The 22374-nt window shown below is 65.7% G+C and carries 22 protein-coding genes; 3 read left to right on the forward strand and 19 right to left on the reverse strand.

Annotation, left to right across the window (positions count from 1 at the left end):
• Positions 1-2: 2 nt before the first annotated feature.
• The 3 genes from CH283_RS16110 to CH283_RS16115 form a co-directional block, all read right to left on the reverse strand.
• Positions 3-1025: a sulfate ABC transporter substrate-binding protein gene (locus CH283_RS16110; protein ID WP_094640416.1), complete on the reverse strand. Its 1023-nt coding sequence runs from the start codon at positions 1023-1025 to the stop codon at positions 3-5.
• Positions 1026-1228: 203 nt separating this feature from the next.
• A complete protein-coding gene (locus CH283_RS29030) occupies positions 1229-1318 on the reverse strand; it encodes an Ms4533A family Cys-rich leader peptide (protein ID WP_310180897.1) in 90 nt (29 codons plus the stop codon).
• 118 nt (positions 1319-1436) lie between these two features.
• The gene (locus CH283_RS16115) at positions 1437-1670 is read right to left on the reverse strand and encodes a hypothetical protein (protein WP_094640198.1); all 234 of its coding nucleotides are present in this window, start codon (positions 1668-1670) and stop codon (positions 1437-1439) included.
• A 147-nt stretch (positions 1671-1817) separates the two neighbouring features.
• Here CH283_RS16115 and CH283_RS16120 point away from each other — a divergent pair, with 147 nt between their 5' ends.
• On the forward strand, positions 1818-3809 hold the full coding sequence (locus tag CH283_RS16120; RefSeq protein ID WP_373454812.1) for a glycoside hydrolase family 15 protein: 1992 nt from the start codon (positions 1818-1820) through the stop codon (positions 3807-3809).
• A 10-nt stretch (positions 3810-3819) separates the two neighbouring features.
• Here CH283_RS16120 and CH283_RS16125 read toward each other — a convergent pair whose 3' ends face one another.
• Both CH283_RS16125 and lepA read right to left on the reverse strand, forming a co-directional pair.
• Complete coding sequence (locus tag CH283_RS16125; RefSeq protein ID WP_094640200.1) at positions 3820-4827, reverse strand: nitronate monooxygenase; 1008 nt, start codon at positions 4825-4827, stop codon at positions 3820-3822.
• Positions 4828-4953: 126 nt separating this feature from the next.
• The gene (gene lepA, locus CH283_RS16130; RefSeq protein WP_373557645.1) at positions 4954-6801 is read right to left on the reverse strand and encodes a translation elongation factor 4; all 1848 of its coding nucleotides are present in this window, start codon (positions 6799-6801) and stop codon (positions 4954-4956) included.
• Positions 6802-6951: 150 nt separating this feature from the next.
• Here lepA and CH283_RS16135 point away from each other — a divergent pair, with 150 nt between their 5' ends.
• A complete protein-coding gene (locus CH283_RS16135) occupies positions 6952-7521 on the forward strand; it encodes a type II toxin-antitoxin system PemK/MazF family toxin (RefSeq protein WP_094640417.1) in 570 nt (189 codons plus the stop codon).
• Between the two features lie 48 nt (positions 7522-7569).
• Here CH283_RS16135 and CH283_RS16140 read toward each other — a convergent pair whose 3' ends face one another.
• Genes CH283_RS16140 through CH283_RS16150 form a run of 3 tightly spaced genes read right to left on the reverse strand, consistent with a single transcriptional unit; the run spans position 7570 to position 10943 of the window.
• Complete coding sequence (locus CH283_RS16140) at positions 7570-8400, reverse strand: transglutaminase family protein (RefSeq protein WP_094640202.1); 831 nt, start codon at positions 8398-8400, stop codon at positions 7570-7572.
• Between the two features lie 8 nt (positions 8401-8408).
• Positions 8409-9383 (reverse strand): alpha-E domain-containing protein, encoded by a 975-nt coding sequence (locus CH283_RS16145; RefSeq protein ID WP_068052387.1) that lies wholly within the window; start codon positions 9381-9383, stop codon positions 8409-8411.
• The gene (locus tag CH283_RS16150) at positions 9384-10943 is read right to left on the reverse strand and encodes a circularly permuted type 2 ATP-grasp protein (RefSeq protein WP_255183248.1); all 1560 of its coding nucleotides are present in this window, start codon (positions 10941-10943) and stop codon (positions 9384-9386) included.
• A gap of 355 nt (positions 10944-11298) precedes the next feature.
• Here CH283_RS16150 and rpsT point away from each other — a divergent pair, with 355 nt between their 5' ends.
• On the forward strand, positions 11299-11559 hold the full coding sequence (gene rpsT / locus CH283_RS16155; protein ID WP_027497522.1) for a 30S ribosomal protein S20: 261 nt from the start codon (positions 11299-11301) through the stop codon (positions 11557-11559).
• Positions 11560-11633: 74 nt separating this feature from the next.
• Here rpsT and holA read toward each other — a convergent pair whose 3' ends face one another.
• The 11 genes from holA to CH283_RS16210 all read right to left on the reverse strand — a co-directional run bounded on the left by holA (position 11634) and on the right by CH283_RS16210 (position 22300).
• A complete protein-coding gene (holA, locus tag CH283_RS16160; protein ID WP_217901116.1) occupies positions 11634-12608 on the reverse strand; it encodes a DNA polymerase III subunit delta in 975 nt (324 codons plus the stop codon).
• A gap of 50 nt (positions 12609-12658) precedes the next feature.
• Positions 12659-14251 (reverse strand): ComEC/Rec2 family competence protein, encoded by a 1593-nt coding sequence (locus tag CH283_RS16165; protein WP_094640203.1) that lies wholly within the window; start codon positions 14249-14251, stop codon positions 12659-12661.
• Positions 14248-15132 carry a ComEA family DNA-binding protein gene (locus CH283_RS16170; RefSeq protein WP_094640204.1) on the reverse strand — a complete coding sequence of 295 codons (885 nt, stop codon included), beginning with the start codon at positions 15130-15132 and terminating at the stop codon, positions 14248-14250. The genes CH283_RS16165 and CH283_RS16170 overlap by 4 nt, the downstream gene beginning before the upstream one ends.
• 108 nt (positions 15133-15240) lie before the next feature.
• Complete coding sequence (locus CH283_RS16175; protein ID WP_094640205.1) at positions 15241-16089, reverse strand: DegV family protein; 849 nt, start codon at positions 16087-16089, stop codon at positions 15241-15243.
• Positions 16086-16835: a diglucosylglycerate octanoyltransferase gene (octT, locus tag CH283_RS16180; RefSeq protein ID WP_068052408.1), complete on the reverse strand. Its 750-nt coding sequence runs from the start codon at positions 16833-16835 to the stop codon at positions 16086-16088. The genes CH283_RS16175 and octT overlap by 4 nt, the downstream gene beginning before the upstream one ends.
• On the reverse strand, positions 16822-17475 hold the full coding sequence (locus CH283_RS16185) for a histidine phosphatase family protein (protein ID WP_094640206.1): 654 nt from the start codon (positions 17473-17475) through the stop codon (positions 16822-16824). Before CH283_RS16185 ends, octT begins: the two co-directional genes overlap by 14 nt.
• A complete protein-coding gene (gene rsfS, locus CH283_RS16190) occupies positions 17472-17861 on the reverse strand; it encodes a ribosome silencing factor (protein WP_032394567.1) in 390 nt (129 codons plus the stop codon). The genes CH283_RS16185 and rsfS overlap by 4 nt, the downstream gene beginning before the upstream one ends.
• Positions 17858-18571 carry a nicotinate-nucleotide adenylyltransferase gene (nadD, locus tag CH283_RS16195; protein ID WP_068052425.1) on the reverse strand — a complete coding sequence of 238 codons (714 nt, stop codon included), beginning with the start codon at positions 18569-18571 and terminating at the stop codon, positions 17858-17860. Before nadD ends, rsfS begins: the two co-directional genes overlap by 4 nt.
• 107 nt (positions 18572-18678) lie before the next feature.
• Positions 18679-20094, reverse strand: a complete 1416-nt coding sequence (locus tag CH283_RS16200) for a vWA domain-containing protein (protein WP_094640207.1) — start codon at positions 20092-20094, stop codon at positions 18679-18681.
• 1 nt (position 20095) lies between these two features.
• Positions 20096-20977: an AAA family ATPase gene (locus CH283_RS16205; RefSeq protein ID WP_068052415.1), complete on the reverse strand. Its 882-nt coding sequence runs from the start codon at positions 20975-20977 to the stop codon at positions 20096-20098.
• 45 nt (positions 20978-21022) lie between these two features.
• Positions 21023-22300, reverse strand: coding sequence for a glutamate-5-semialdehyde dehydrogenase (locus CH283_RS16210; protein WP_094640208.1), 1278 nt, complete (start codon positions 22298-22300; stop codon positions 21023-21025).
• Between the last annotated feature and the right edge of the window lie 74 nt (positions 22301-22374).

Here is a 22374-nt window from a genome sequence, read left to right on the forward strand (position 1 = left end):
CGCTACCTGGTGCTGTCTTGGTAGATCGTGGCGATGGCACCGTTGTCTCCGAACAGGTCCGCGTCGACCTGCGTCCAGCCACCGAGATCGTCGATGGTGTAGAGCTTTTCGGGGGTGAAGAACTTGTCGGAGTACTCCGACGCGATGTCCGGGTTCGTCGGGCGAAAGCCGGCCTCTGCCCAGATCTTCTGCCCCTCGTCGGTGTAGACGAAATCGTTCAGCGCATTGGCGCGATCGAGATTGGCGCTGTCGTTGATCACTGCCACGGGATTGTCTATGCGGAACGTGACGGGAACGTCGACGTGCTCCACGCTCTGCCCCTGTTCCTCGATCAGGAGTGCTTCGTTCTCGTAGCTGAGCAACGCATCACCCTGGCCCTGCAGAAAGGCTTCGGTTGCGGCGCGGCCGGATTCGGGCTGAACCGGGAAGTGATCGGCAACGAGGGTGCGAACGAAGTCGAGACCGGCCTGCTTGTCCTGTCCGCCGTTGCTCTTCGCCGCGTAGGGGGCGAGCAGGTTCCACTTGGCCGAACCCGAACTGAGCGGGCTGGGGCTGATGACCTGAACGTCGGGCTTGACCAAATCGTCCCAGGTACGGATGTTCTTGGGGTTGCCTTCGCGCACGACGATCGTCACCACGGAGCCGAACGGCACTCCGGCGTAGGCATTCTGGTTCCAGTCCTCGTCGACCTTGCCAGCCTGCACCAGACGGGTGATGTCGGGCTCGACCGAGAAGTTGACGATATCGGCGGGTGCGCCGTCGGCCACCTTGCGCGACTGGTTGCCCGATGCGCCGTAGTCCGCGTTGATCGCCGTTCCGTCACCGTCCTCGGTTGCAGCGAAGGCGGGACCGATTGCGTCCCAACCATTCTTGGGGACGGCGTAACCCACGAGGGTCAGTGCGGGGCCGCTCGCGGTGTCCGGCTCACCGCCGACGACGTCACTGGATCCGCCGTTGCATGCGGTGAGCAGAAGGGTTCCCACAGCCGCGAACGTGGTCAGCAGGTAGCGAGAGCTGTGCCTCATCGAGAAAAGGCCTTTCGTGACAGTGTGCAATGAGTACGAACTGGGCATGGTCGACATTCCCGAAGTCGAACCGGTGCACCACCGTGGCCGCGAGTCATCGCGAGATCACCGAGGGCGGCAGAAAGTACGTCGTGAACCGCCCGGCCCCGAGAAGTAGGCGCGTGGGCAACGGATCGACGGAACCGATTCGACGAAGGAAGGAATCAACAACAGTCGATATCGGCGACTGCCAGCATGCCGACAGCGATCAACGCCAACTGATGGCGGACGCGATACTCGGCGGCAGAAGACACGGTCAGAAATCTAGCAGAGGTTCCGGACCGACTCTAATCGGCTATCTAGTGAGCAACCAGGCGATGACAACCAGCACCAGCAGCGCGATGAGCGCCAACGTGACCCGAGACCGTGGCATTACTGTCCATCCTTCGTCGTAGTGGTGGCCGCACCCGTCGGCTCCGCATCGCGAGCCGCCCGTGCATCACGCCCGAGCACGTGCAGAACCACCGCGAGCACACGATCGAACACTCGTGCCAGCAGGAACGCGGTAGGCGCGATGACCAGCAGCACGACTACCGACTGCGGCACGAACGGCAAACCCGTCACCCACAGTTCGACGCCGTCCCACCAGCGTGCGATCGATTCCACCCTCGCAGCTTAAACCAGCTCGTTCCGCTCTCACGCCACGCCGATCGACGACCAGCAGTGGACGCATGCCATCTATCGGTCGATGATTACGCCATGACGGCATACGAAGATCTTTCGCCAGTGCCCCCGGTGGCCGACGAGCCCGCCATGGGGTCGGGGCATCCAGGTTTGGGCGGGGTCGAGGTCCAGGGAGCGTTGGGCAGCACCGACGCACCGGTGTCCACCCTGACGTCCTACCGGAGCGCCTTTCCGCCGATCGACGACTATGCGTTCCTCTCGGACTGCGAGACGACCTGCTTGATCGCTCGAAACGGATCGGTCGAGTGGATGTGCGTGCCTCGGCCGGACTCCCCCAGCATCTTCGGCGCGGTTCTCGATCGCAGCGCAGGCCATTTCCGTGTCGGGCCGTACGGTCAATCGGTCCCCGCGGCACGGCGGTATCTGCCCGGTGGCCTGATCGTCGAGACGACGTGGCAGACCGAGACCGGTTGGCTCATCGTCCGCGACGCACTCGTCATGGGACCGTGGCACAACACCGATCAACGCTCTCGCACTCACAAGCGCGCACCGAGCGACTGGGACGCCGAACACATCCTGCTGCGCACCATCAAGTGCGTCAGCGGCACAGTCGAACTCGAGATGAGCTGCGAGCCCGCCTTCGACTACCACCGCGCGCCGGCGAAGTGGGAGTACACCGGCAAGGTGTACGAGGAGACCACCGCCACCTGCGAGGCCAGTGCGGGCGGCGATCAGCCCACATTGAAGCTGACCACCAATCTCCGCATCGGCATCGAAGGACGTGAAGCCCGCGCCCGCACTCGAATGACGGAGGGCGACAACGTGTTCGTCGCTCTGTCGTGGTCGGATCTGCCTGCGCCGCAGACGTTCGAGGAGGCCGCGGACAAGATGTGGCGCACGTCCGAATGCTGGCGGCAGTGGATCACGATCGGCCGATTCCCCGATCACCCGTGGCGGGGCTACCTGCAGCGCAGTGCCCTGACGCTCAAGGGACTGACCTACGCCCCCACCGGCGCGCTGCTGGCGGCGTCGACCACCTCGCTTCCGGAAACACCGGGTGGAGAACGGAACTGGGACTACCGCTACACGTGGGTACGCGACTCGACGTTCGCACTGTGGGGCCTCTACACACTCGGACTCGACCGTGAGGCCAACGACTTCTTCGCGTTCATGTCCGATGTGGCGACAACCGCGAACGGCGAGGTCAATCCGCTCCAGGTCATGTACGGCATCGGCGGCGAGAAGACACTCGACGAGAGCGAGCTGCCGCACCTGTCCGGATACGACGGCGCACGTCCGGTACGTATCGGCAACGGAGCCTACGATCAAGAGCAGCACGACATCTGGGGCACGATGCTCGACTCGGTGTATCTGCACGTCAAGTCGCGCGAGCACGTCCCCGAATTCCTGTGGCCCCTGCTCAAACGACAGGTGGAGGAGGCGATCGCCAACTGGCGCAAGCCCGATCGCGGCATCTGGGAGGTGCGCGGTGAACCGCAGCACTTCACCTCCTCGAAGCTCATGTGTTGGGTCGCACTCGACCGCGGGGCCAAGCTCGCCGACATCCACGGCGAGAAGGAGTATTCGGCCAAGTGGAACGAGATCGCCGACGAGATCAAGGCGGACATTCTCGAGAACGGCACCGATTCTCGGGGTGTCCTCACTCAGCGCTACGGTGACCCGTCGCTGGATGCGTCACTGCTGCTCGCACCGCTGCTTCGATTCCTGCCTGCCGAGGACGAACGCATCCGCGCGACAGTGCTCGCCATTGCCGACGAGCTGACCGAGGACGGCCTGGTCCTGCGCTACCGAACCGACACCACCGACGACGGTCTGGCGGGTGAGGAAGGTACGTTCACGATCTGCTCCTTCTGGCTCGTGTCGGCGCTGGTCGAGATCGGTGAGCTCCCTCGCGCCAAGCACCTCTGCGAGCGTCTGTTGGGGTACGCGAGCCCACTCAAGCTCTACGCCGAGGAGATCGACCACCGCACCGGCCGTCACCTCGGTAACTTCCCGCAGGCATTCACCCACCTCGCACTCATCAACGCGGTGGTGCACGTCATCCGCGCCGAGGAAGCTCAGGTGGCAGGGCACTTCCAGCCCGCCCACTCCAACCCCTGAGAGGGAGGGCTCAGCGGCCGAGTTGCCTCGCCCATTCGGCGATCAGCTCGGCCGCGGGCTTCGCCTGTGCCCGGCGATGACCGGTGCCTGCCCACATCGACAGTCCCGACGGGTCTCCCGCCGCTGCGGCCTTCGCGCGCATCGGCGCCGTCAAGTAGTGCAGATCGGGGTACGCCAGCGGTGCGACATCGGAATTCTCGCGCATGAACTCGTTCACCAGACCCCGCGCAGGGCGGCCGGAGAATGCCCTGGTCACCGCAGTGTCGGGAGCAAGCGTCAGTTGCTCACGGTGTACGGGTTTGGTGCCGGCCTCGGGTGTGTTCAGCAACGCCGTACCGAGCTGAGCCGCGTGCGCAAGACCCGAATCGAGCAGTGGCGCAATGTCGTTGCCGTCCATCAATCCACCTGCAGCGATTCGCGGTAGGTCGGATGTCTCGCGCACTGCGATCAGCAGTTCGGTCAGTGGTTCGTCCGGGGCCGACCCGTCGAACGTGCCTCGGTGCCCGCCCGCTTCGGGTCCCTGCACCACGAGCGCGTCCACCCCGTTCGCGGTGGCCACCGATGCGTCCGACGCGGTGGCGACGGTGGCCCACACCTCGGTTCCCACGGCGTGCAACTGGGCGACCTCGTCCGCGTCGAACGTCGCGAACGTACTCGATACCAGCGGTACCGGGTGTGCCAGCAGCCAGGCGAACTTCTCGGCGTAGAAGTCGTCCCGGCGCACCAACTCTCCCGGCTCCGCATCGAAACGCTCGAACCAGGACGTCAGGTGCTCGGCATAGGACGCCACATCCGCACCCGATGGCTCCTCCGGCAGAAAGAGATTGACACCGAACAGCAGATCGCGCACCGAATCGATCTGCGCCGCAAAGGCTTCGGGTGTCAACAGCGCACCGGCGATCATGCCCAGCCCACCTGCCTCCGACACCGCACGGGCGAGTTCGGGAGTACTCGGGCCGCCTGCCATCGGCGCACCGACAACGGGAACACGCAGCTGCTTCAGAATCGGCGTCGTCACAGGTTCGAAATGTACTCGCCCGCCATGTGCGGCTGGATGTGGTGGGGACCGCGCGCCCTCACTGACAACTGCGCGCCCCGGCTCCGATGCGAGTAGGGGCGTGCAGTCGACAGAAAGGGTGTGAGGTTACTTCTTGGGCTTGTCCGACGAGGATTCCGAGGACAGTGCGGCGACAAAGGCTTCCTGTGGCACCTCGACGCGGCCGATCGTCTTCATCCGCTTCTTGCCCTCTTTCTGCTTCTCGAGCAGCTTGCGCTTACGGCTGATGTCGCCGCCGTAGCACTTGGCCAGCACGTCCTTGCGGATCGCGCGGATGTTCTCGCGGGCGATGATGCGAGATCCGATGGCGGCCTGGATCGGCACCTCGAACTGCTGGCGCGGGATCAGTTCCTTGAGCTTGGTCGTCATCTTGTTGCCGTAGGCCGCAGCAGCGTCCTTGTGCACGATCGCCGAGAACGCATCGACGGCCTCACCCTGCAGCAGGATGTCGACCTTGACCAGCGCACCGGCCTGCTCGCCGATCTCCTCGTAGTCGAGGCTGGCGTATCCGCGTGTTCGGGACTTCAGGATGTCGAAGAAGTCGAAGATGATCTCGGCCATGGGAATGGTGTACCGCAGCTCGACGCGGGTCTCGGACAGATAGTCCATGCCCCCGAGTTCTCCGCGTCGTCCCTGGCACAGTTCCATGATGGAACCGATGAACTCGCTCGGCGAGATGATGGTGCACTTGACCATCGGCTCGAACACTTCGCGCGCTTTGCCCTCGGGCCAGTACGACGGATTGGTGACGATGTGCTCGGCACCGTCTTCCATCTCGACGCGGTAGACCACGTTCGGCGACGTCGAGATCAGGTCCAGGTTGAACTCTCGCTCGAGCCGCTCGCGGGTGATCTCCATGTGCAGCAGACCGAGGAAGCCGCAGCGAAAACCGAAGCCGAGAGCCACCGATGTCTCCGGCTCGTACGTCAGTGCCGCGTCGTTGAGCTGCAGCTTCTCGAGAGCGTCACGCAGGTCGGGGTAATCCGAACCGTCGAGCGGATAGAGGCCCGAGTACACCATCGGACGGGGCTCGCGGTAACCGGTGAGCGGCTCGGTCGCACCCTTGCGGAAGGTGGTGACGGTATCGCCGACCTTCGACTGGCGGACGTCCTTCACGCCGGTGATGAGGTACCCCACTTCGCCGACGCCCAGGCCCTTGGTCGCCTTCGGATCGGGTGAGACGATCCCGACCTCGAGCAGCTCGTGCGTCGAGCCGGTCGACATCATCGTGACCTTCTCGCGCGGATTCAGCGCACCGTCGACCACGCGAACGTAGGTGACGACGCCGCGGTAGGTGTCGTAGACCGAGTCGAAGATCATCGCGCGGGCAGGCCCGTCCGGGTTGCCGACCGGGGCCGGAACCAGCTTGACGACCTCGTTGAGAAGTTCCTCGACGCCCACACCCGTCTTACCGGACACGCGGAGCACGTCGTCGGCCTCGCACCCGATGATATGGGCGATCTCGGCGGCGTAGCGGTCCGGGTCGGCGGCGGGCAGGTCGATCTTGTTCAGCACCGGGATGATGGTGAGCTCTTTGTCGAGAGCGAGGTACAGGTTCGCGAGCGTCTGCGCCTCGATGCCCTGCGCGGCGTCGACGAGCAGCACTGCACCTTCGCAGGCCTCGAGGGCGCGCGATACCTCGTAGGTGAAGTCGACGTGGCCGGGCGTGTCGATGAGGTGCAGCACGAATTCCTCGCCGTCGACGACCCACGGGAGCCGGACGTTCTGCGCCTTGATGGTGATGCCACGCTCGCGCTCGATATCCATCCGGTCCAGGTACTGAGCGCGCATCGACCGGTCGTCGACGACGCCCGTGAGCTGCAACATCCGGTCGGCCAGCGTCGACTTACCGTGGTCGATGTGGGCGATGATGCAGAAGTTCCTGATCCTGGACGGATCGGTGAACGTCGTGTCGGCGAAGCTGGGCACTCGTATCCTTCGGCTGGCGTGTTCGAAATGAGCGAACGGGTTTCCCTATCGTCCCACGCCGAGAACGGTGCGCCGTCCCCGGCTGTCCGACTCGGGTGTTCTCGTCGCCGCGGTTCGGGCGATGAGCAGCAGAGTCTGCATCGCTACACTCGCCGCATGGCTGGCAACTGGAGCAGATTCGGCAAGGAACTGAGCAAGATCGCGATGCGCGAGGGTCCCCGACTGCTGCGTCAATTACAGAAGTCCGGAGCCCTGCAGAAGGGCAAGGACGCGATCAGCGGGACGGCCACACGCACGTCTGCTCCGACTCCTCGTCCGGGGCGACCGGTGGCGTCGCAGACCAGGCCCACGGCGCAACGCGCCCGCACCATCGAGTACTCCCCCGACCTGGACGGCAAGGCCGACCCCGGCGAAATCGTCTGGACCTGGGTCACCTACGAGGAGGACGCCAGCCAGGGCAAGGACCGCCCGGTGTTGGTCATCGGCCGCGAGGGCAACGATCTGCTCGGCCTGATGTTGTCGAGTCAGAGCAGCCGCGACGGAGACCGTGACTGGCAGTCGATCGGGTCCGGTCCGTGGGACGCCGAAGGCCGACCGAGCTGGATTCGTCTGGATCGAGTACTCGACGTGCCCGAGGACGGCATCCGACGCGAGGGTGCGATTCTGAGCAAGCCCCAATTCGATTCCGTGGCAAACAGATTGCGCCGCGACTTCGGCTGGAACTGATGTGTGCGCGTTGTGCGCCCATGAAAGGGCGCACAACGCGCATCTGGCTCACGCCAACCGGGTGATCTCCACGACCACGTCGAGGGCCGTCGAACCGCCGCCGGAGAAGATGCCCTTGAGCGGCGGCACGTCGGCGTAGTCGCGGCCGAGTCCGACCGACACGTGCTGCTCGTTGACGGCGATGGCGTTGGTCGGGTCGTAGCCCCACCACGCACCGGTCCAGGCCTCGATCCACGCGTGGCTCTGGCCCTCCACCGTCGCACCGATCGCGGCCTGCTTCTTGGGATGCAGGTAACCCGAGACGTACCGGCTGGGGATCCCGACGCTGCGCAGCATCAGCAGTGTCAGGTGGGCGTAGTCCTGGCAGACGCCCTTCTTCTCCGACCACGCTTCCACGGCCGAGGTGTGCACGCCGGTGGTTCCCGGCACATAGGACATCTCCTGGTTGACCCAGTTGGAGATCTCCACCACCGATTCCTGCGGCGGTAGCCCCTTCGACAGCTTCTTCGCCACCGACGCGAGTTGCCTGTTCTTCGGCACGTATTCGGTGTTGTCGAGGACCTCGTTGAAGCGGTCGATGACCTGCTCGCTCGCGAGTTCCTCCCAGGAGGCGTTCTCGTCCGGGTAGACGAAGGGATCGGTCTCGACCACCGACGATCCGGTGACCTCCAGCTCGGTGTGCGGAGCGTGCAGATCGAACGCCGTCACCGCTGTGCCCCAGTAGTCGGTGTAGCGGTAGGAACGCGTCACCGGGTTGGTCTCGACTCGGTTCAGAATCACGTTCTGCCGATTGTCACTTCGCGGCGTCAACCGAGCCTCGTTGTACGACGACGTCACCGGTGCGTCGTACTGATAGCCCGTGGTGTGCACGACACGCATACGCCAGCTCACAGTTCACCTTCCAATTGATCTTCGAATGTTCCGGAGCCGGCATCGGTCCACGCGACCCACGGGGCGGCGTGGAAATACTGCTTGGAGATCGCATCACCGAGTTCACGGCAGGTTTCCTGCAGCGAGAGCAAGCGCTCCTGCAGATCGTCGAGAATTTCACCGGGACGGAGGAATTCGAGTTCGCTACGAGCGCGACCGAGTAGGCGCTGAGCCTCGGCGCGCGCACCGACTCGACTGTTGGGCTGATGGTCGAGCTGATCGAGCGAACGTTCTGCCTCGTTGAGGGCGTAGAACACCGATCGCGGAAAGAGCCTGTCCAACAACATGAATTCGAGAACTCGCTGCGCGTCGAGCGCGCCGCGGTAGGTGCGCAGGTAGGTGTCGTGTGCACCGGCGGAGCGAAGCACGGTGACCCACGCCGGCGACGACGGCCGGTCACCGGCTCGCGAGAGCAACAACCGAACGATCATGTCGATGCGCTCGACCGAGCGACCGAGCAGGAGGAAGCGATAGCCGTCGTCGTGGCTGAGGGTGGAGTCCGCCAGACCGGCGAACATCGCGGCACGCTCCTCGATGTAGCTGAAGAACTCGGCCGGGCCGGTGCGCTTGGACGCCTTGATGCGCTCGTTCAGCCCGTTGTACGTGGTGTTCAAGCATTCCCACATCTCACTGGACGTCACTTCACGCGCGCCACGGGCGTTCTCACGGGCACTCGACAGCGAGTCCACGATCGAACCCAATCCGTCGCGGCTGAAGGCGACGACCTCGGTCAGAGACCACACGTCGAGCGAGACATCGGGCTCGTGCTTGAACCCGAGTACTCGCAACAACACTCGCGAAGTGTGGTCGGGATCGACCGTGGCGTCTTCGAGTAGCTGGTGGACGGTGACATCGAGAATGCGGGCAGTGTCGTCCGCTCTCTCCACGTACCGTCCGATCCAGTAGAGCGACTCTGCGTTGCGCGCGAGCATTTACTGTCCACCGCCGTTCGAGTCCGAGTTCGTTGCCTGCTGTTGTTGCTGCTGTTGCTGTTGCTGCTGATTCATCTGCTGGTCCATCGTCAGCTCCGGACCTTGTTCGGCCATCGGTGACTCCGGCGGAACGCTGACGATCTCCTCGCCGGCAAGTTCCTGCTCCTCCTGAGAGGTTCGGGTGGCGAGCACCCAGGTGTCCTTGCTGCCACCGCCCTGGCTGGAGTTGACCACCAGGGATCCCTCCGGCAGCGCGACCCGGGTCAGGCCGCCCGGCAACACCCAGACGTCGTCGCCGTCGTTGACGGCGAACGGCCGCAGGTCGACGTGGCGGGGTACCAATCGATCACCGATCTTGGTCGGCACCGTCGAGAGCTGCACGACGGGTTGGGCGATCCAACCACGCGGATCTGCGCGAACCTTCTTGCTGATGGTGGCGAGTTCCTTCGGCGAGGCGTCGGGTCCGAAGACGATGCCGTAGCCGCCCGAACCTTCCACCGGCTTGATGACCAGTTCGTCGATGCGGTCGAGGACTTCCTCGCACTCGTCGTCGAGCCAGCACCGGAACGTGTCGACGTTGGCCAGCAACGGCTTCTCGCCCATGTAGTAGTCGATGATCGTCGGAACATAGGTGTAGACGAGCTTGTCGTCGCCGACGCCGTTTCCGACGGCACTCGAGATGACGACGTTGCCTGCGCGGGCGGCGTTGACCAGACCTGCCACTCCGAGCACCGAGTCGGGCCGGAACTGCATGGGGTCGAGGTAGTCGTCGTCGATACGCCGGTAGATGACGTCGACCTGACGCTCCCCCTCGGTGGTGCGCATGTAGACGATGTTGTCTCGGCAGAACAGGTCCCGTCCTTCGACGAGCTCGACGCCCATCAGTCGCGCGAGCAGCGAGTGCTCGAAGTACGCCGAGTTGGCCACGCCGGGAGTGAGAACCACCACGGTCGGATCGGCCTCGTTGAGGGCGGCCGATGCGCGCAGTGCTCGGAGCAGGTGCGAGGCGTAATCGCCGACGGCGCGGACGCGGTGGCTGGCGAACAGGTCGGGGAACACCCGGGCCATCGTGCGCCGGTTCTCCATGACGTAGGACACGCCCGACGGCGACCGCAGGTTGTCCTCGAGCACTCGGAAGGTGCCCTGGGCGTCACGAACCAGGTCGATGCCGGCGACGTGGATGCGCACACCGTTGGGCGGTGTGATGCCGACCGCTTCGCGGTGGAAGTGCTCGCAGGAGGTCACCAGCCGCTTCGGTACCACGCCGTCGCGTAGGATTTCCTGGTCGCCGTAGATGTCGGCCAGGAACATCTCGAGGGCTTTGACGCGCTGCTTGATGCCGCGCTCGAGTCGTGACCATTCACCTGCGGCGATGACGCGGGGAACCTGGTCGAGCGGGAACGGGCGTTCCTGGCCCGACAGGGAGAACGTGATGCCCTGGTCGATGAAGGCGCGTCCCAGCGCGTCGGATCTCGCGTCCAGGTCCACTGCGTTCGCCGGGGCGAGTGCAGTATGGATGCCCTTGTACGGAGTTCGGGTGCGCCCGTCCGCGTCGAACATCTCGTCGAAGGCGAGACTGTACTTACCGACGTCGGAGTATCCCCCGAACACCCCGTCGAGCTCGGGTTCGACGCGATCCGCTGTCTTGGTTCTGGTCGCTTTGGCCTTGGTGGCGGCATGCGTTGCCGATCGCGGACTCATTCTGGCCATGTTGCTACAGAGACAGGAGTTAGGCGCGGTAGAAGCGTTAATTTCTTGAAACGCATCGTCACCCCACTCCGGATTGGGTTCTGGCCGACCGTACTGGTATTCTCGATCTTCGGCGCAGGGCTCCAAAGCTCAGCAGCAGACTTCGGGCATTCCATCATGGATCGCCCTGACCGGAATACCGACGAAGACGACAAGGATTTTACGCGTGGCCAATATCAAGTCCCAGAAGAAGCGGATTCTCACCAACGAGCGTGCACGCCTGCGCAACCAGTCGGTGAAGTCCTCGCTTCGTACCGTCATCCGCTCGTTCCGCGAGGCACAGGCTGCGGGCGACAAGGACAAGGCTTCCGAGATTCTTCTCGATGCAGGCCGCAAGCTCGACAAGGCCGCCAGCAAGGGCGTCATCCACAAGAACCAGGCCGCCAACAAGAAGTCGGCACTGGCTCTCGCAGTCAACAAGCTCTGATCCATCACTGAGCTCGATCGAGCCCGCCGCATCCGACCAGGATGCAGCGGGCTTTTTCGTGCTCTCTGCCGACGCTACCCACCCAGTGATGCGACCTCGGCCACCGCTTTCTCCACCGCGTAGTCCGCGTCCGCTGCTTGACCTTTGACGTCTGCATTGAGCTGCGCCACCACGCGCAGCGCCTGGGCGATGGATCGACCGTTCCAGCCGCGCGCCTGACCCTGCGCCTTCTTGATCTTCCACGGCGGCATCCCCAGCTCCCCTGCCATTCGGAACGGGTCGCCGCGACCCGCCGAACCCACCAGCGCAATGGTGCGGACGGCATCGGCCAACGCGTCGGCGAGCAGCACGTGCGCCACGCCCCGGTGCATCGCCCAGCGCAGAGCCTCCAGAGCGCCGGCTCGGTCACCGATCACCGCTTTGTCCGCGACGTCGAATCCGGAGACCTCGGCCTTGCCGGAGTAGTACCGACGCACCGCGGCGAGGTCGACCTTGCCCCCGGTATCGGAGACCAACTGCGAACAGGCCGAAGCCAATTCGCGAAGCTCGTTGCCGACGGACTCGACCACCGCCTCGATCACGTCGCCGCTCACCCGGACATCGGCGGTACGGAACTCTCCGCGCACGAAGTCGATGCGTTCGGCGGGCTTGGTGAGCTTGGCGCACTCGTGCACCTGTGCGCCGCATTTCTGCAGCGCTCCGACCATCGCCTTGGCCCGGCCGCCGCCGGAGTGCATGACCACCACCACAGCACCCTCGGGCGGATCGGTAGCCGCGTCGAGCACCAGCGCGGCGGCGTCCTTGCCTGCCTCGGCGGCGGCCTCGAGCACGAGAACACGGTCCTCGGCGAACAGCGAGGGACTGAGCAGTTCGGCGAGCTCCGGAGCGCTGGCATCGCCGGTGCGCAACCGCGTGACCGGCAGGTCCTCCCCCGGTATCGCAGCACTCGCACGCACCTGAGCCACGATCGCGGCTACCGCGCGATCCATCAGAAGTTCCTCGTCGCCGAGAACCAGATGCAGAGGAGCCACACTCGAAGTCACGACCATGATCGTGCCATGCGCGGCCGACACACTCGGCATCCGCTTCGTCCGAGCGATCACCACAGAACGTGTGCCGTCCACATCGCCAAGGCCGTTATCGCCACCGCCGCGGCCAGCCAACGAAACACGGTCAAACGCAACGCCGTCAGCACCGCGACCGTCGAGAACGCCGCCAGTGCTGCACCCTCGACGCCGTCGGGGACGACGATGCCCGCGCCCGGCACCGACGCGGCCCGCTCCGCCACCGTGATCAACCACCACAGCGGAGCGGACGCCAGCTGCGCGACCAGTTCCGCCAGCGAGCCGCTGACGGCAGCGATCACCGCTGTGACGATCCCCACCACCGTGATCGGAGCGACGACAGGTGCCACCAACACATTCGCCGCCACTCCCACCACGCTGAACGTTCCGGCCATGGCCGCAACCACCGGTGCCGTCACCGCGTGCGCCGCCGCGGCTACGGCCACCACCTCCGCTGCCGCTCTGGGCCAGCCGCGCGCCCGAAGCCAATCGACCCAGATCGGCGCGACGAGCACGAGCCCTGCGGTGGCGAACACCGACAGCACGAATCCGACATCCACCGCCAATCTCGGCCACCACGCGAGCAAACCCAACACGGCTCCGCACAGCGCCGGTACCGCCTGCCGTCGTCTGCCGGTGACGAGGGCCAGCAGGCCGATCGACCCCATGATTGCGGCACGCAACACACTCGGCGACGGCCTGGCCACGATCACGAACGCAACGAGCACGACGAACGCCACCGCGACCGTCGCACGGGGCCCGATTCCGATACCCCGCAACACCAACAGAACCGCGCCGATCACGATGGAAAAATTTGCGCCGGACACAGCCGTCAAATGCGTCAGGCCTGCCGCCCGGAAGTTCTCGGCCACCGTCTCGTCCAGCCGCGAGACGTCTCCGACCACGAGCCCGGGTAACAGACCTGCACGATCCGGTGGCATCGAATTCTGCGCTACCGCTGCCAGATTCGACCGGAACGTACCCGCGGTAGCGGAGATCGCCCCGGGCTCGGTCACGGTGACGGGCGCACCCGACGTGCGGATGACGGCCACACTCATGTCCGGTCTGATCGGCACAGCGAGCCGGCCCCGCACGGTGACCTCCTGGCCCGGCAGCAATGCCGACCAACTCGACTCCGGAGCGATGATCGACACCCGCCCACCGACGTACAGAGCCTCACCGCCGACGTCCACGCGAGTCATCTCGGCGTTCACCATCACCATCGAGGGCCCCGCCGACAACAGCCGGCGTGGGTCCTCCTCCAACCGCACCGACGCGGTGACCCACGCTCGGTTCTCCGCCGCCGCAGCGACAGGATGTTTGGCCAACGAACTCATCTGAAGCCAGATCGCTCCCCCGAAGCACAGCGCCAGCCCGATCACCGCGGCCGCACCGAACCGACTCGAACCAGGCAAGGCGCGCCGAATCGACAACCGGTGCAGGGATACTGCGACGAGCAGCACCACCGCACCCGCCGACGCGGTAGCAGCGAGAGCAGCACCCGGGCCTCCGAGAATTCCGATCGCGGTGATCGACCAGCACACCGCAGCGGCCGGGACCAGTCGCACATCGAATGGCTGACGATCCTCGGTCTGCTCCGCACCGGTCGACGCGGTATCGGTGTTCATCCGACGTGCACCAGGTCTCGGATCTTCGCCAGTCGGCCGGGCCCGATCCCGTCCACCTCGGACAGCTGATCCACGGTTGCGAAGCGGCCGTTGGTCTCTCGCCAACCGACGATCGAAGTCGCGGTGACCGGCCCGACCCCGGGCAACGCGTCCAGCTCTGCGACGGTCGCGGCGTTGAGGTCCACCGTCCCGCCGGGCGTGGAACCTCCGCCACCGACCGGTGCGCCGCTACTACCGTCTGCCGGTGTGCCGATCCCGGAAGTCGTACTGCTGACCGGTGGAGGGGCATCCGGCGGCACTGCTCCGACGACGATCTGATCACCGTCGGCGACTCGCGCGGCCATGTTCAGCGCCAGCAGGTCGGCACCCTCCACTGCGCCGCCTGCCGCAGCCAGCGCGTCGGCGACTCGCGAACCCGGTTGCAGCCGAACCAATCCGGGGCTCGTCACGAGCCCGACGACGCTCACCACGAGTTCGGCGTCGGCGCTCGGCACTGGATCGACCACGTCGTCGGCATCCACCGTGCCGTCGGCATCAGCCGTGCCGGTCGCGACCACGGCGAGCGGCGGCGCAGGTGCCGGAGTCGGCGTGTCTCGAAGCACCGCGAATCCCGCCACCAGCACGACGAAGACTCCGGCCGCCGCCATCGCCACCGCCCCCGGTTTCCCGGGGTCGACGCGGGCGGATCGCCATCGCGACGGCAGCAAGGCCGACCACGGGGTGCCTGATCGTTCCGCTTGCGGCAGCAGCCAATCCGGGTCGGTGGATCCGGCGTCAGCTCGCGGCTCCTCGGGCGCGACGCGATCGCGGTCGGAATCGTGTTGTCTGCGCACGGAGTTCAATCGCGCCACCGTGTGTGCCCGATCGTCGTTGCCGCCCATGCTCGAGGACGCTAGTGCCCGCGATCGGTTCACTCCCCGGTGATTACAGGTCGCCGATTGCCCTGTGTACAACCCGGAGGCTGTGGATGAACCGAGGGCCGGGCCCGGTTATCGGCGTCCCGGAGCCACGACGACACCGACCGCGCCGGGGCCGACGTGAGCACCGAGAACGGCACCGAAGGGGTAGACGTCGATGCTGGTCGAGTGCGGAATTCGGGAGGCCAGCATCGCGGCTACGTCCTCGGCTCGCTCCGGGCACTGCATGTGGTGCACCGCGAGCGCAACCCCCGATTCGTCACCGACCTCGGTCGCGGCAGCGACGGCGGCGTCGACCAGCTTGTTCAATGCCTTGGACGAGGTCCGCGCCTTCTCCTTCAGCACGAGTTTGCCGTCGCTGATGTGCAGTACCGGCTTCATGGCCAGCGCAGTGCCCAGCAACGCCGCGGCGGCACCGATTCTGCCTCCACGTCGCAGGTGGTCCAGTCGATCGACGACGATGAAGCATCGCGAGGTCGTCGACGCGGCGACGGCGTCGCGGTACACCTCGTCCAGTTCTGCTCCCCCGGCGGCAGTGGCTGCCGCAGCAAGCACCGCGAAGCCCAGTCCCATGCCCGCCGAGGCGGAATCGACGACTCGGACGGCCGAGCCCACGTGATCTGCGGCCTGGCGTGCTGCCTCCCACGTGCTCGACAGTCCCCGGGAGATGTGCAGGGCCACAACACCGGCACCTCGACTGCGTTCGAGAGCCGCGGCATAGATCTCGGTCAGCTCGCCCGGGGAAGCCCCCGCTGTGGTCACGGGCTTGCCCGAGGTGGACTGCTCGGGAATGTCGTCGACGCCTTCGCGATGGTCGATTCCGTCGACCAGCACGTGCAGTGGCACCAACGCGATGCCGCGTTCGGCGGCGAGTGTGGCCGGCAGACAGGACGAGGAGTCGGTGACGACGGCGACGGTCATGGCGATCCGGTCACCGATCCGGCGGCGACGGGTCGCAGCACCTCCAGCATCGCCTCGGCGACCGCGACATGAGCGTCCCACCCCCAGTGGATGCCGTCGGGGTTCGCGTTCTCGGACTCGATGTTCGGTCGGACGGCGTCGGCGAGGTCGACCATGGGGACGTTGTTGTCCACGCTCCATGCGCGCAGTGCGCGTACGGCGGGTTCGCGACCCGAGTGCACCTTGCCGTAAGCATCGCAGCGGTGCACCGACGGATAGGTACCGATGACCGGAAGTTCGGGGCGCACGTACGCCAGTGCCGCGCGGGTCTGTTCCAGATACTCGACGCTGAGCCGCGGCGGCAGCGCCACGGGCCAACCGAGATGCGACAGAACAGGTTGCACCGCTTGGTATCCCGCGCGAACCACGCGCCGAAGGGCAGGCGGTCGGACGTATCTGATCTGTTCCCGGAGCGCAGTCGGCAACGGCGACGGGAGTGAATCCATGCCGCCGATTCCGAGTACGACGGCACCGGCACGGGGAATGGCTGCCCACACCCGCGGATCCTGGGTCAGAGCCCACCACGCGTCCCGACTCGTCCAGCCGATGCGCGCAACCAACTCGACCGTCCAACCGAGTTCCGCTGCAACGAGATTGGGCCAGAGCCGCGGATCGTCGACGGGCAGTCCGCCCTCGGGTCCGTAGTAGCTCAGCGAGTCCGCGAGCACGAGCAGCGCGGGCTGCGCCGCCGTGTCAGAGGACGTCACTGGCCACTCGCGCCGAGGCGTTCCACACGTCCAGTCGCCAGGACGGATTCTCCCCGGGCCCGTGCGCACCGAGTTGCACCCAGCTGGTGTTCGCGAGGCCACCGAGCACCGGCCAGCGATCGGTCGGCAGATCGAGCAGCGCGGCGGTCAGGGCCGCGATCAGACCTCCGTGCGCGACGAGGACGAGCGGTCGCTCGTTGCCGTCGGCACCCCACTCGGGCACGCCTGCGGCGAGTTCACGAACCAGCGGCACGCTGCGTCGGGCGACGTCGATGCGGCTCTCCCCACCGGGCGGGGCGACGGTGGCGTCGGCGCGCCAGGCCGGTCGCGCACCGGGGGCGATGTCGTCGACCTCGGTGTGGGTGAGTCCCTGCCACTGACCGAGGTGAGTTTCGCGCAGACGCTCGTCCACCGACACCGCCACCCCGGCTGCATCTCCGAGCGCGTTCGCGGTGTCGAGAGCTCGCCGCAGATCCGAGGAGACGATCTTGATCGGCTCACGCGTCGCGAGCTCGGCGGCGGCCGTCTTCGCCTGGCTGCGGCCGAGTTCGGACAGATCGGTGTCGAGCTGACCCTGCATGCGGTCGGTGGCGTTGTATTCCGTCTGACCGTGCCGAAGCAGGATGAGCCGTCTGATCATTGCTCCGATTCCGGAGCCGGATGCTGTCCGAGACCGGGAACCTCGATGGTCGGGCAGTCCTTCCACAACCGCTCGAGCGCGTAGAAGTTGCGCTCTTCGTTGTGCTGGACGTGCACGACGATGTCGGAGTAGTCCAGCAGTGCCCAACGGCCTTCCCTGGTGCCCTCGCGACGGACCGGCTTGTGTCCGGCCTCACGCAGCTGATCCTCGATGTTCTCCACGATCGCGTTGACCTGACGCTCGTTCGGTGCCGAGGCGATGACGAAGCAATCGGTGATGTAGAGCTGATCGGAGACGTCGAGAATCACCACGTCGCCGGCCAGTTTGTCGTCGGCTGCGAGCGCGGCGATACGCGCCATCTCGGCGGCTTCGGCTGTTGCAGTCACTTCGGTGTACTCCCACTCGTATGGCTCGGGTTCGCGGTCATTGCGCTGGTGACCGACCCTGCCGGTTGCTTCTTCTGGGGCGCTGGTTCCGACATGGTGACGGATCCGTCGAGACGCTGAGCGCCTCGTGGTCTGTAGAGATTCCTCTTCGAGATGTATTGCACGACGCCGTCCGGTACCAGGTACCAGACGGGCCGATTCTCACCGGCTCGAAGTCGACAGTCCGTCGACGATATCGCGAGTGCAGGGATTTCCATCAATGTGAGAGTGTCCGCGGGCAACGACCGAAGGTGATTGGCGAGATGTTCGACGCCGAGCTCGAACCCGGGACGCGAGACACCGACGAACTTGGCGAGCTCGAACAACTCCTCCCAGTTCTGCCACGTGAGTATCGACTCGAGCGCATCCGCCCCGGTGATGAAGTACAGCTCGGCGTTGGGATGCTGCGACCGCAGATCGCGCAGGGTGTCGACGGTGTAGGTCGACTTCTCCCGATCGACGTCCACCCGACTGACCGAGAAACGCGGATTGGACGCGGTCGCGATGACCGTCATCAGGTAGCGATCCTCTGCCGGGCTGACCGTCTTGCCTTCCTTCTGCCACGGGTTTCCGGTGGGGACGAAGATGACCTCGTCCAGACGGAACTTGTTCGCCACTTCGCTGGCCGCGACGAGGTGCCCGTGGTGAATCGGGTCGAAGGTGCCGCCCATCACGCCCAAACGGCGGACGGACTGCCTACCGGTGTCGTCGCCGGGGTCGGATTCGCGCTGCACAACCGCCGATTCTACGGCCGGCGTGCCGCCGGCCGTCACACGCCTCACACCGGCAGCAAACGCGAGACCACGGTGGCGAGCTGCTGAGCCGATCGGCACTCGTGCATCGCGATCACGTCGGAGTACACCTTGGCAGCCGAATCGCCGGAACCCCACTGCGATTTCGGTTCGGGATTGAGCCAGTACGCATGTTTGGCCACCGACACGATGTGCGCCAACGCCGGCAGCTTCGGTTCGCGATAGTTGGTGCGGGCGTCCCCGAGAATCAGCACCGAGCTGCGACTGGTGACCGCGTGCGCGTACTTCTCGTCGAACGTCGTCAGTGCATGGCCGTAGTCCGAGTGGCCGTCGTACGTCACCAGATCGGACTCGCGAACGATGCGACTCATCGCCGCTCCGAGGTCGGAACCGGAATCGAAGAATCGCGTCACCTCGTCGGTGGAGTCGATGAACGCGAAGATGCGCACGCGCGAGAACTGCTCTCGCAGCGCATGCACCAACAGCAGCGTGAAATTACTGAATCCTGCCACCGAGCCCGAGACATCGCACAGCACAACCAGTTCGGGGCGCGCTCGCCGCGGCTTGCGCTCGGCCAGGTCGATCGGAATACCGCCGGTGGACATCGACTTGCGCAGCGTACGCCGCAGATCGATCGAGCCGTGCCTGCTTCGGCTGCGCCGCACCGCAAGTCGCGATGCCAACAACCGGGCGAGAGGGGTGACGTTGCGTCGCAGCGCCGCCATCTCCGTGTCCGAGGCCCGCAGGAAATCGACTTCCTCCGCGAGCTTGGGTACCCCGTAGCTCGCCACTCGCTCACGGCCCAGCTTTTCTGCCGACCGACGCCTCGTCTCGCTCTCGATCATCTTGCGCAGGTCTGCGATACGTTGCGCGGCAGTGCGTTTGGCAACCTCGGACTCGTAGTCGTCGGTGGGGCGATCAGGTGCGTCGTCGCTGCGCCCGAGCAATCCGTCGAGAATCTTGCGCAGCAACGTTTCGGGCGCAACGTCGCGCAGCGCCTGATATGCCGAGAACGACGGCCCGTTCGAGGACTTGTACTGTCCGAGTTCCTCGACCATCTGCGCCGCCAGCATCTGGGTCAGCTCGGCGGCCTCGGCCGAATCGTCCGAGAGCAGATCGACCAACAGCTCGCGGAGGGCATCGATGTCGACGTCGCCGGCATCGGTGCGGGGCAGGGCGGTATCGATCTGCCCCGAGTCCCTGGTACCCGATGCCACCGGGAACCACAGGTCGAACAGGGCGTCGAACACTCCGCGGTGCGTCGGACGGCGCAGCAGTGCACAGGCCAGACCCTCACGCACGGCCTCCCGATCGAGCAGATCGAGAACCGACAGGACGCGTCCGGCATCGACCGTCTCCGACGGCCCGACCGAAATTCCACGCCGACGCAGTGCGTCGACGAAACCGACGAGGTGACCGGGAATTCCGTGTGGGGCCTGCATGTCAGTTGAGCCGGAGTTCGGCTGCCGCGCGAACCTGGTCCGACTGATGCTTGAGTACCACACCGAGTGTGGAGCGAACCGCTTCGTCGTCGAGGGTGTCCATACCGAGCGCCAACAGTGTGCGTCCCCAGTCGATGGTCTCGGCCACCGAGGGCAACTTCTTGAGCTGCATCGCGCGCAGAACCCGCACGGTCTTGATCATCTGCTCGGCGATCGCCTCGGGTAGGTCGGGAACCCTGCTGGCCAGAATCCGACGCTCGAGGTCGGTGTCCGGGAAGTCCAGGTGCAGGAACAGGCACCGACGCTTGAGGGCCTCGGACAGTTCACGAGTGGCGTTCGAGGTGAGCACCACGAACGGCGTCCGCTCGGCCACGATCGTGCCGAGTTCGGGAATGGTGATCGCGAAGTCGCTCAGTACCTCGAGCAGCAGTCCTTCGATCTCGACGTCGGCCTTGTCGGTCTCGTCGATGAGCAGAACCGTGGGATCGGTCCGGCGAATGGCCTGCAGAAGCGGGCGCGCGAGCAGGAACTCCTCGGAGAACACGTCCAGCTTGGTCGAGTCCCAGTCGGCAGCGGTACCGGACTGGATGCGCAGAATCTGCTTGGCGTGGTTCCACTCGTACAGCGCGCGAGCCTCGTCGACACCCTCGTAGCACTGCAGCCGCACCAGTTCGGCCCCGGTCGTCTGCGCGACGGCACGGGCCAGCTCGGTCTTGCCGACTCCCGCCGGACCTTCGATCAGCAGCGGTTTGCCGAGGCGATCGGCGAGAAACACCGAGGTTGCGGTGGCCTTGTCGGCCAGATAGCCCGTCTCGGCCAGGCGCCTCTGGACGTCGTCCACGCTGGCGAACAGCGGGGGTGTCGTCGGTAGGGCACGATCCATGTCACAGCTCCTGATGATCGGGTCTGGCCGGTACTTCGAGGGTTGTCAGTCTCGGACGTGTCCGTCGCCCCACACGGTCCACTTGGTCGAGGTCAATTCGGGCAATCCCATGGGTCCACGCGCGTGCAGCTTCTGCGTCGAGATACCGATCTCGGCCCCGAAGCCGAACTGCTCGCCGTCGGTGAACGCCGTGGAGGCGTTGACCATCACTGCCGCCGCGTCGACCCGCTGGGTGAACTCGCGCGCGGCACCGATGTCGGCAGCAACGATCGCCTCGGTGTGGCCGGTCCCGTATCGGTCGATGTGGTCGATCGCCTCGTCGATACCGCCCACCACCTTCAGCGCGATGTCGAGTGAGAGGTACTCCTGCGACCAGTCCTCGTCGTGCGCGGGCACGAGCCCGGACAGATCCCCGTGCACCGTGACGCTGTGCATCTGGAAGGCCTGGAGCAAGCGCGGAACCATGGTCTCGGCGATCGCGGCATCGACCAAGACTGTCTCGGCGGCGTTGCAGACGCTGACTCGCCGGGTCTTGGCGTTGAGCACGATCTTCTCGGCCGTCTCCGGATCGGCAGAGGCATGGATGTAGACATGGCAGTTTCCGACGCCGGTCTCGATGGTCGGAACCGTGGCGTCGCGCACGACCGCCGCGATCAGACCGGCTCCACCACGCGGAATCACCACGTCGACCAAGCCGCGAGCCTGGATGAGGTGCGTGACCGTGGCACGATCGGCGCTTCCCAGAAGTTGCACCGCGGCCTCGGGCAGACCGTGACCGCGCAACGCTCCCTGCAGTGCCTCGACCAACGCCGCATTGGACTGCGCCGCCGACGACGAACCGCGGAGCAGCACCGCGTTGCCAGATTTGAACGCGAGGCCGAACGCGTCGACGGTGACGTTGGGACGGGCTTCGTAGACCATCCCCACCACCCCGAGCGGAACTCTCAGCTGACGGATCTCCAGCCCGTTGGGCAGCGTCGAACCGCGGATGACCTCACCGATCGGATCGGGCAACCCGGCCACCTGACGCAGTCCCGCCGCGATGCCGTCGATGCGCGACGCGGTCAGCCGCAGCCGGTCGAGCAGACCCTCGTCGGTACCGGCCGCTCGCGCGTTCTCGATGTCGACTGCGTTCGCGGCGAGTACCGACTCCGAGGCTGCGACGACGGCATCTGCCGCGGCGTGCAGCACCGCGTCCTTCTCTGCGGTCGTCAGCAGCGCGAGCGCCCGCGATGCGGAGCGCGCTCGGCATGCTGCGGCGTGCACGTTCTCTCGCTCGTCGGCAGTGCTGGTCACCGGTTCGGCCGAGACGGAAGCTGTCATGAACTACACACTAATAGGGGCCGGGAATGAAGCTGCATCGCCGCGTCGTTGCAGCACAGCGTGAAGATCGTCGA

It is taken from the genome of Rhodococcus sp. 05-2254-2, from assembly GCF_002259095.1.
In the GTDB taxonomy this organism is placed as follows: Bacteria; Actinomycetota; Actinomycetes; order Mycobacteriales; family Mycobacteriaceae; genus Rhodococcoides.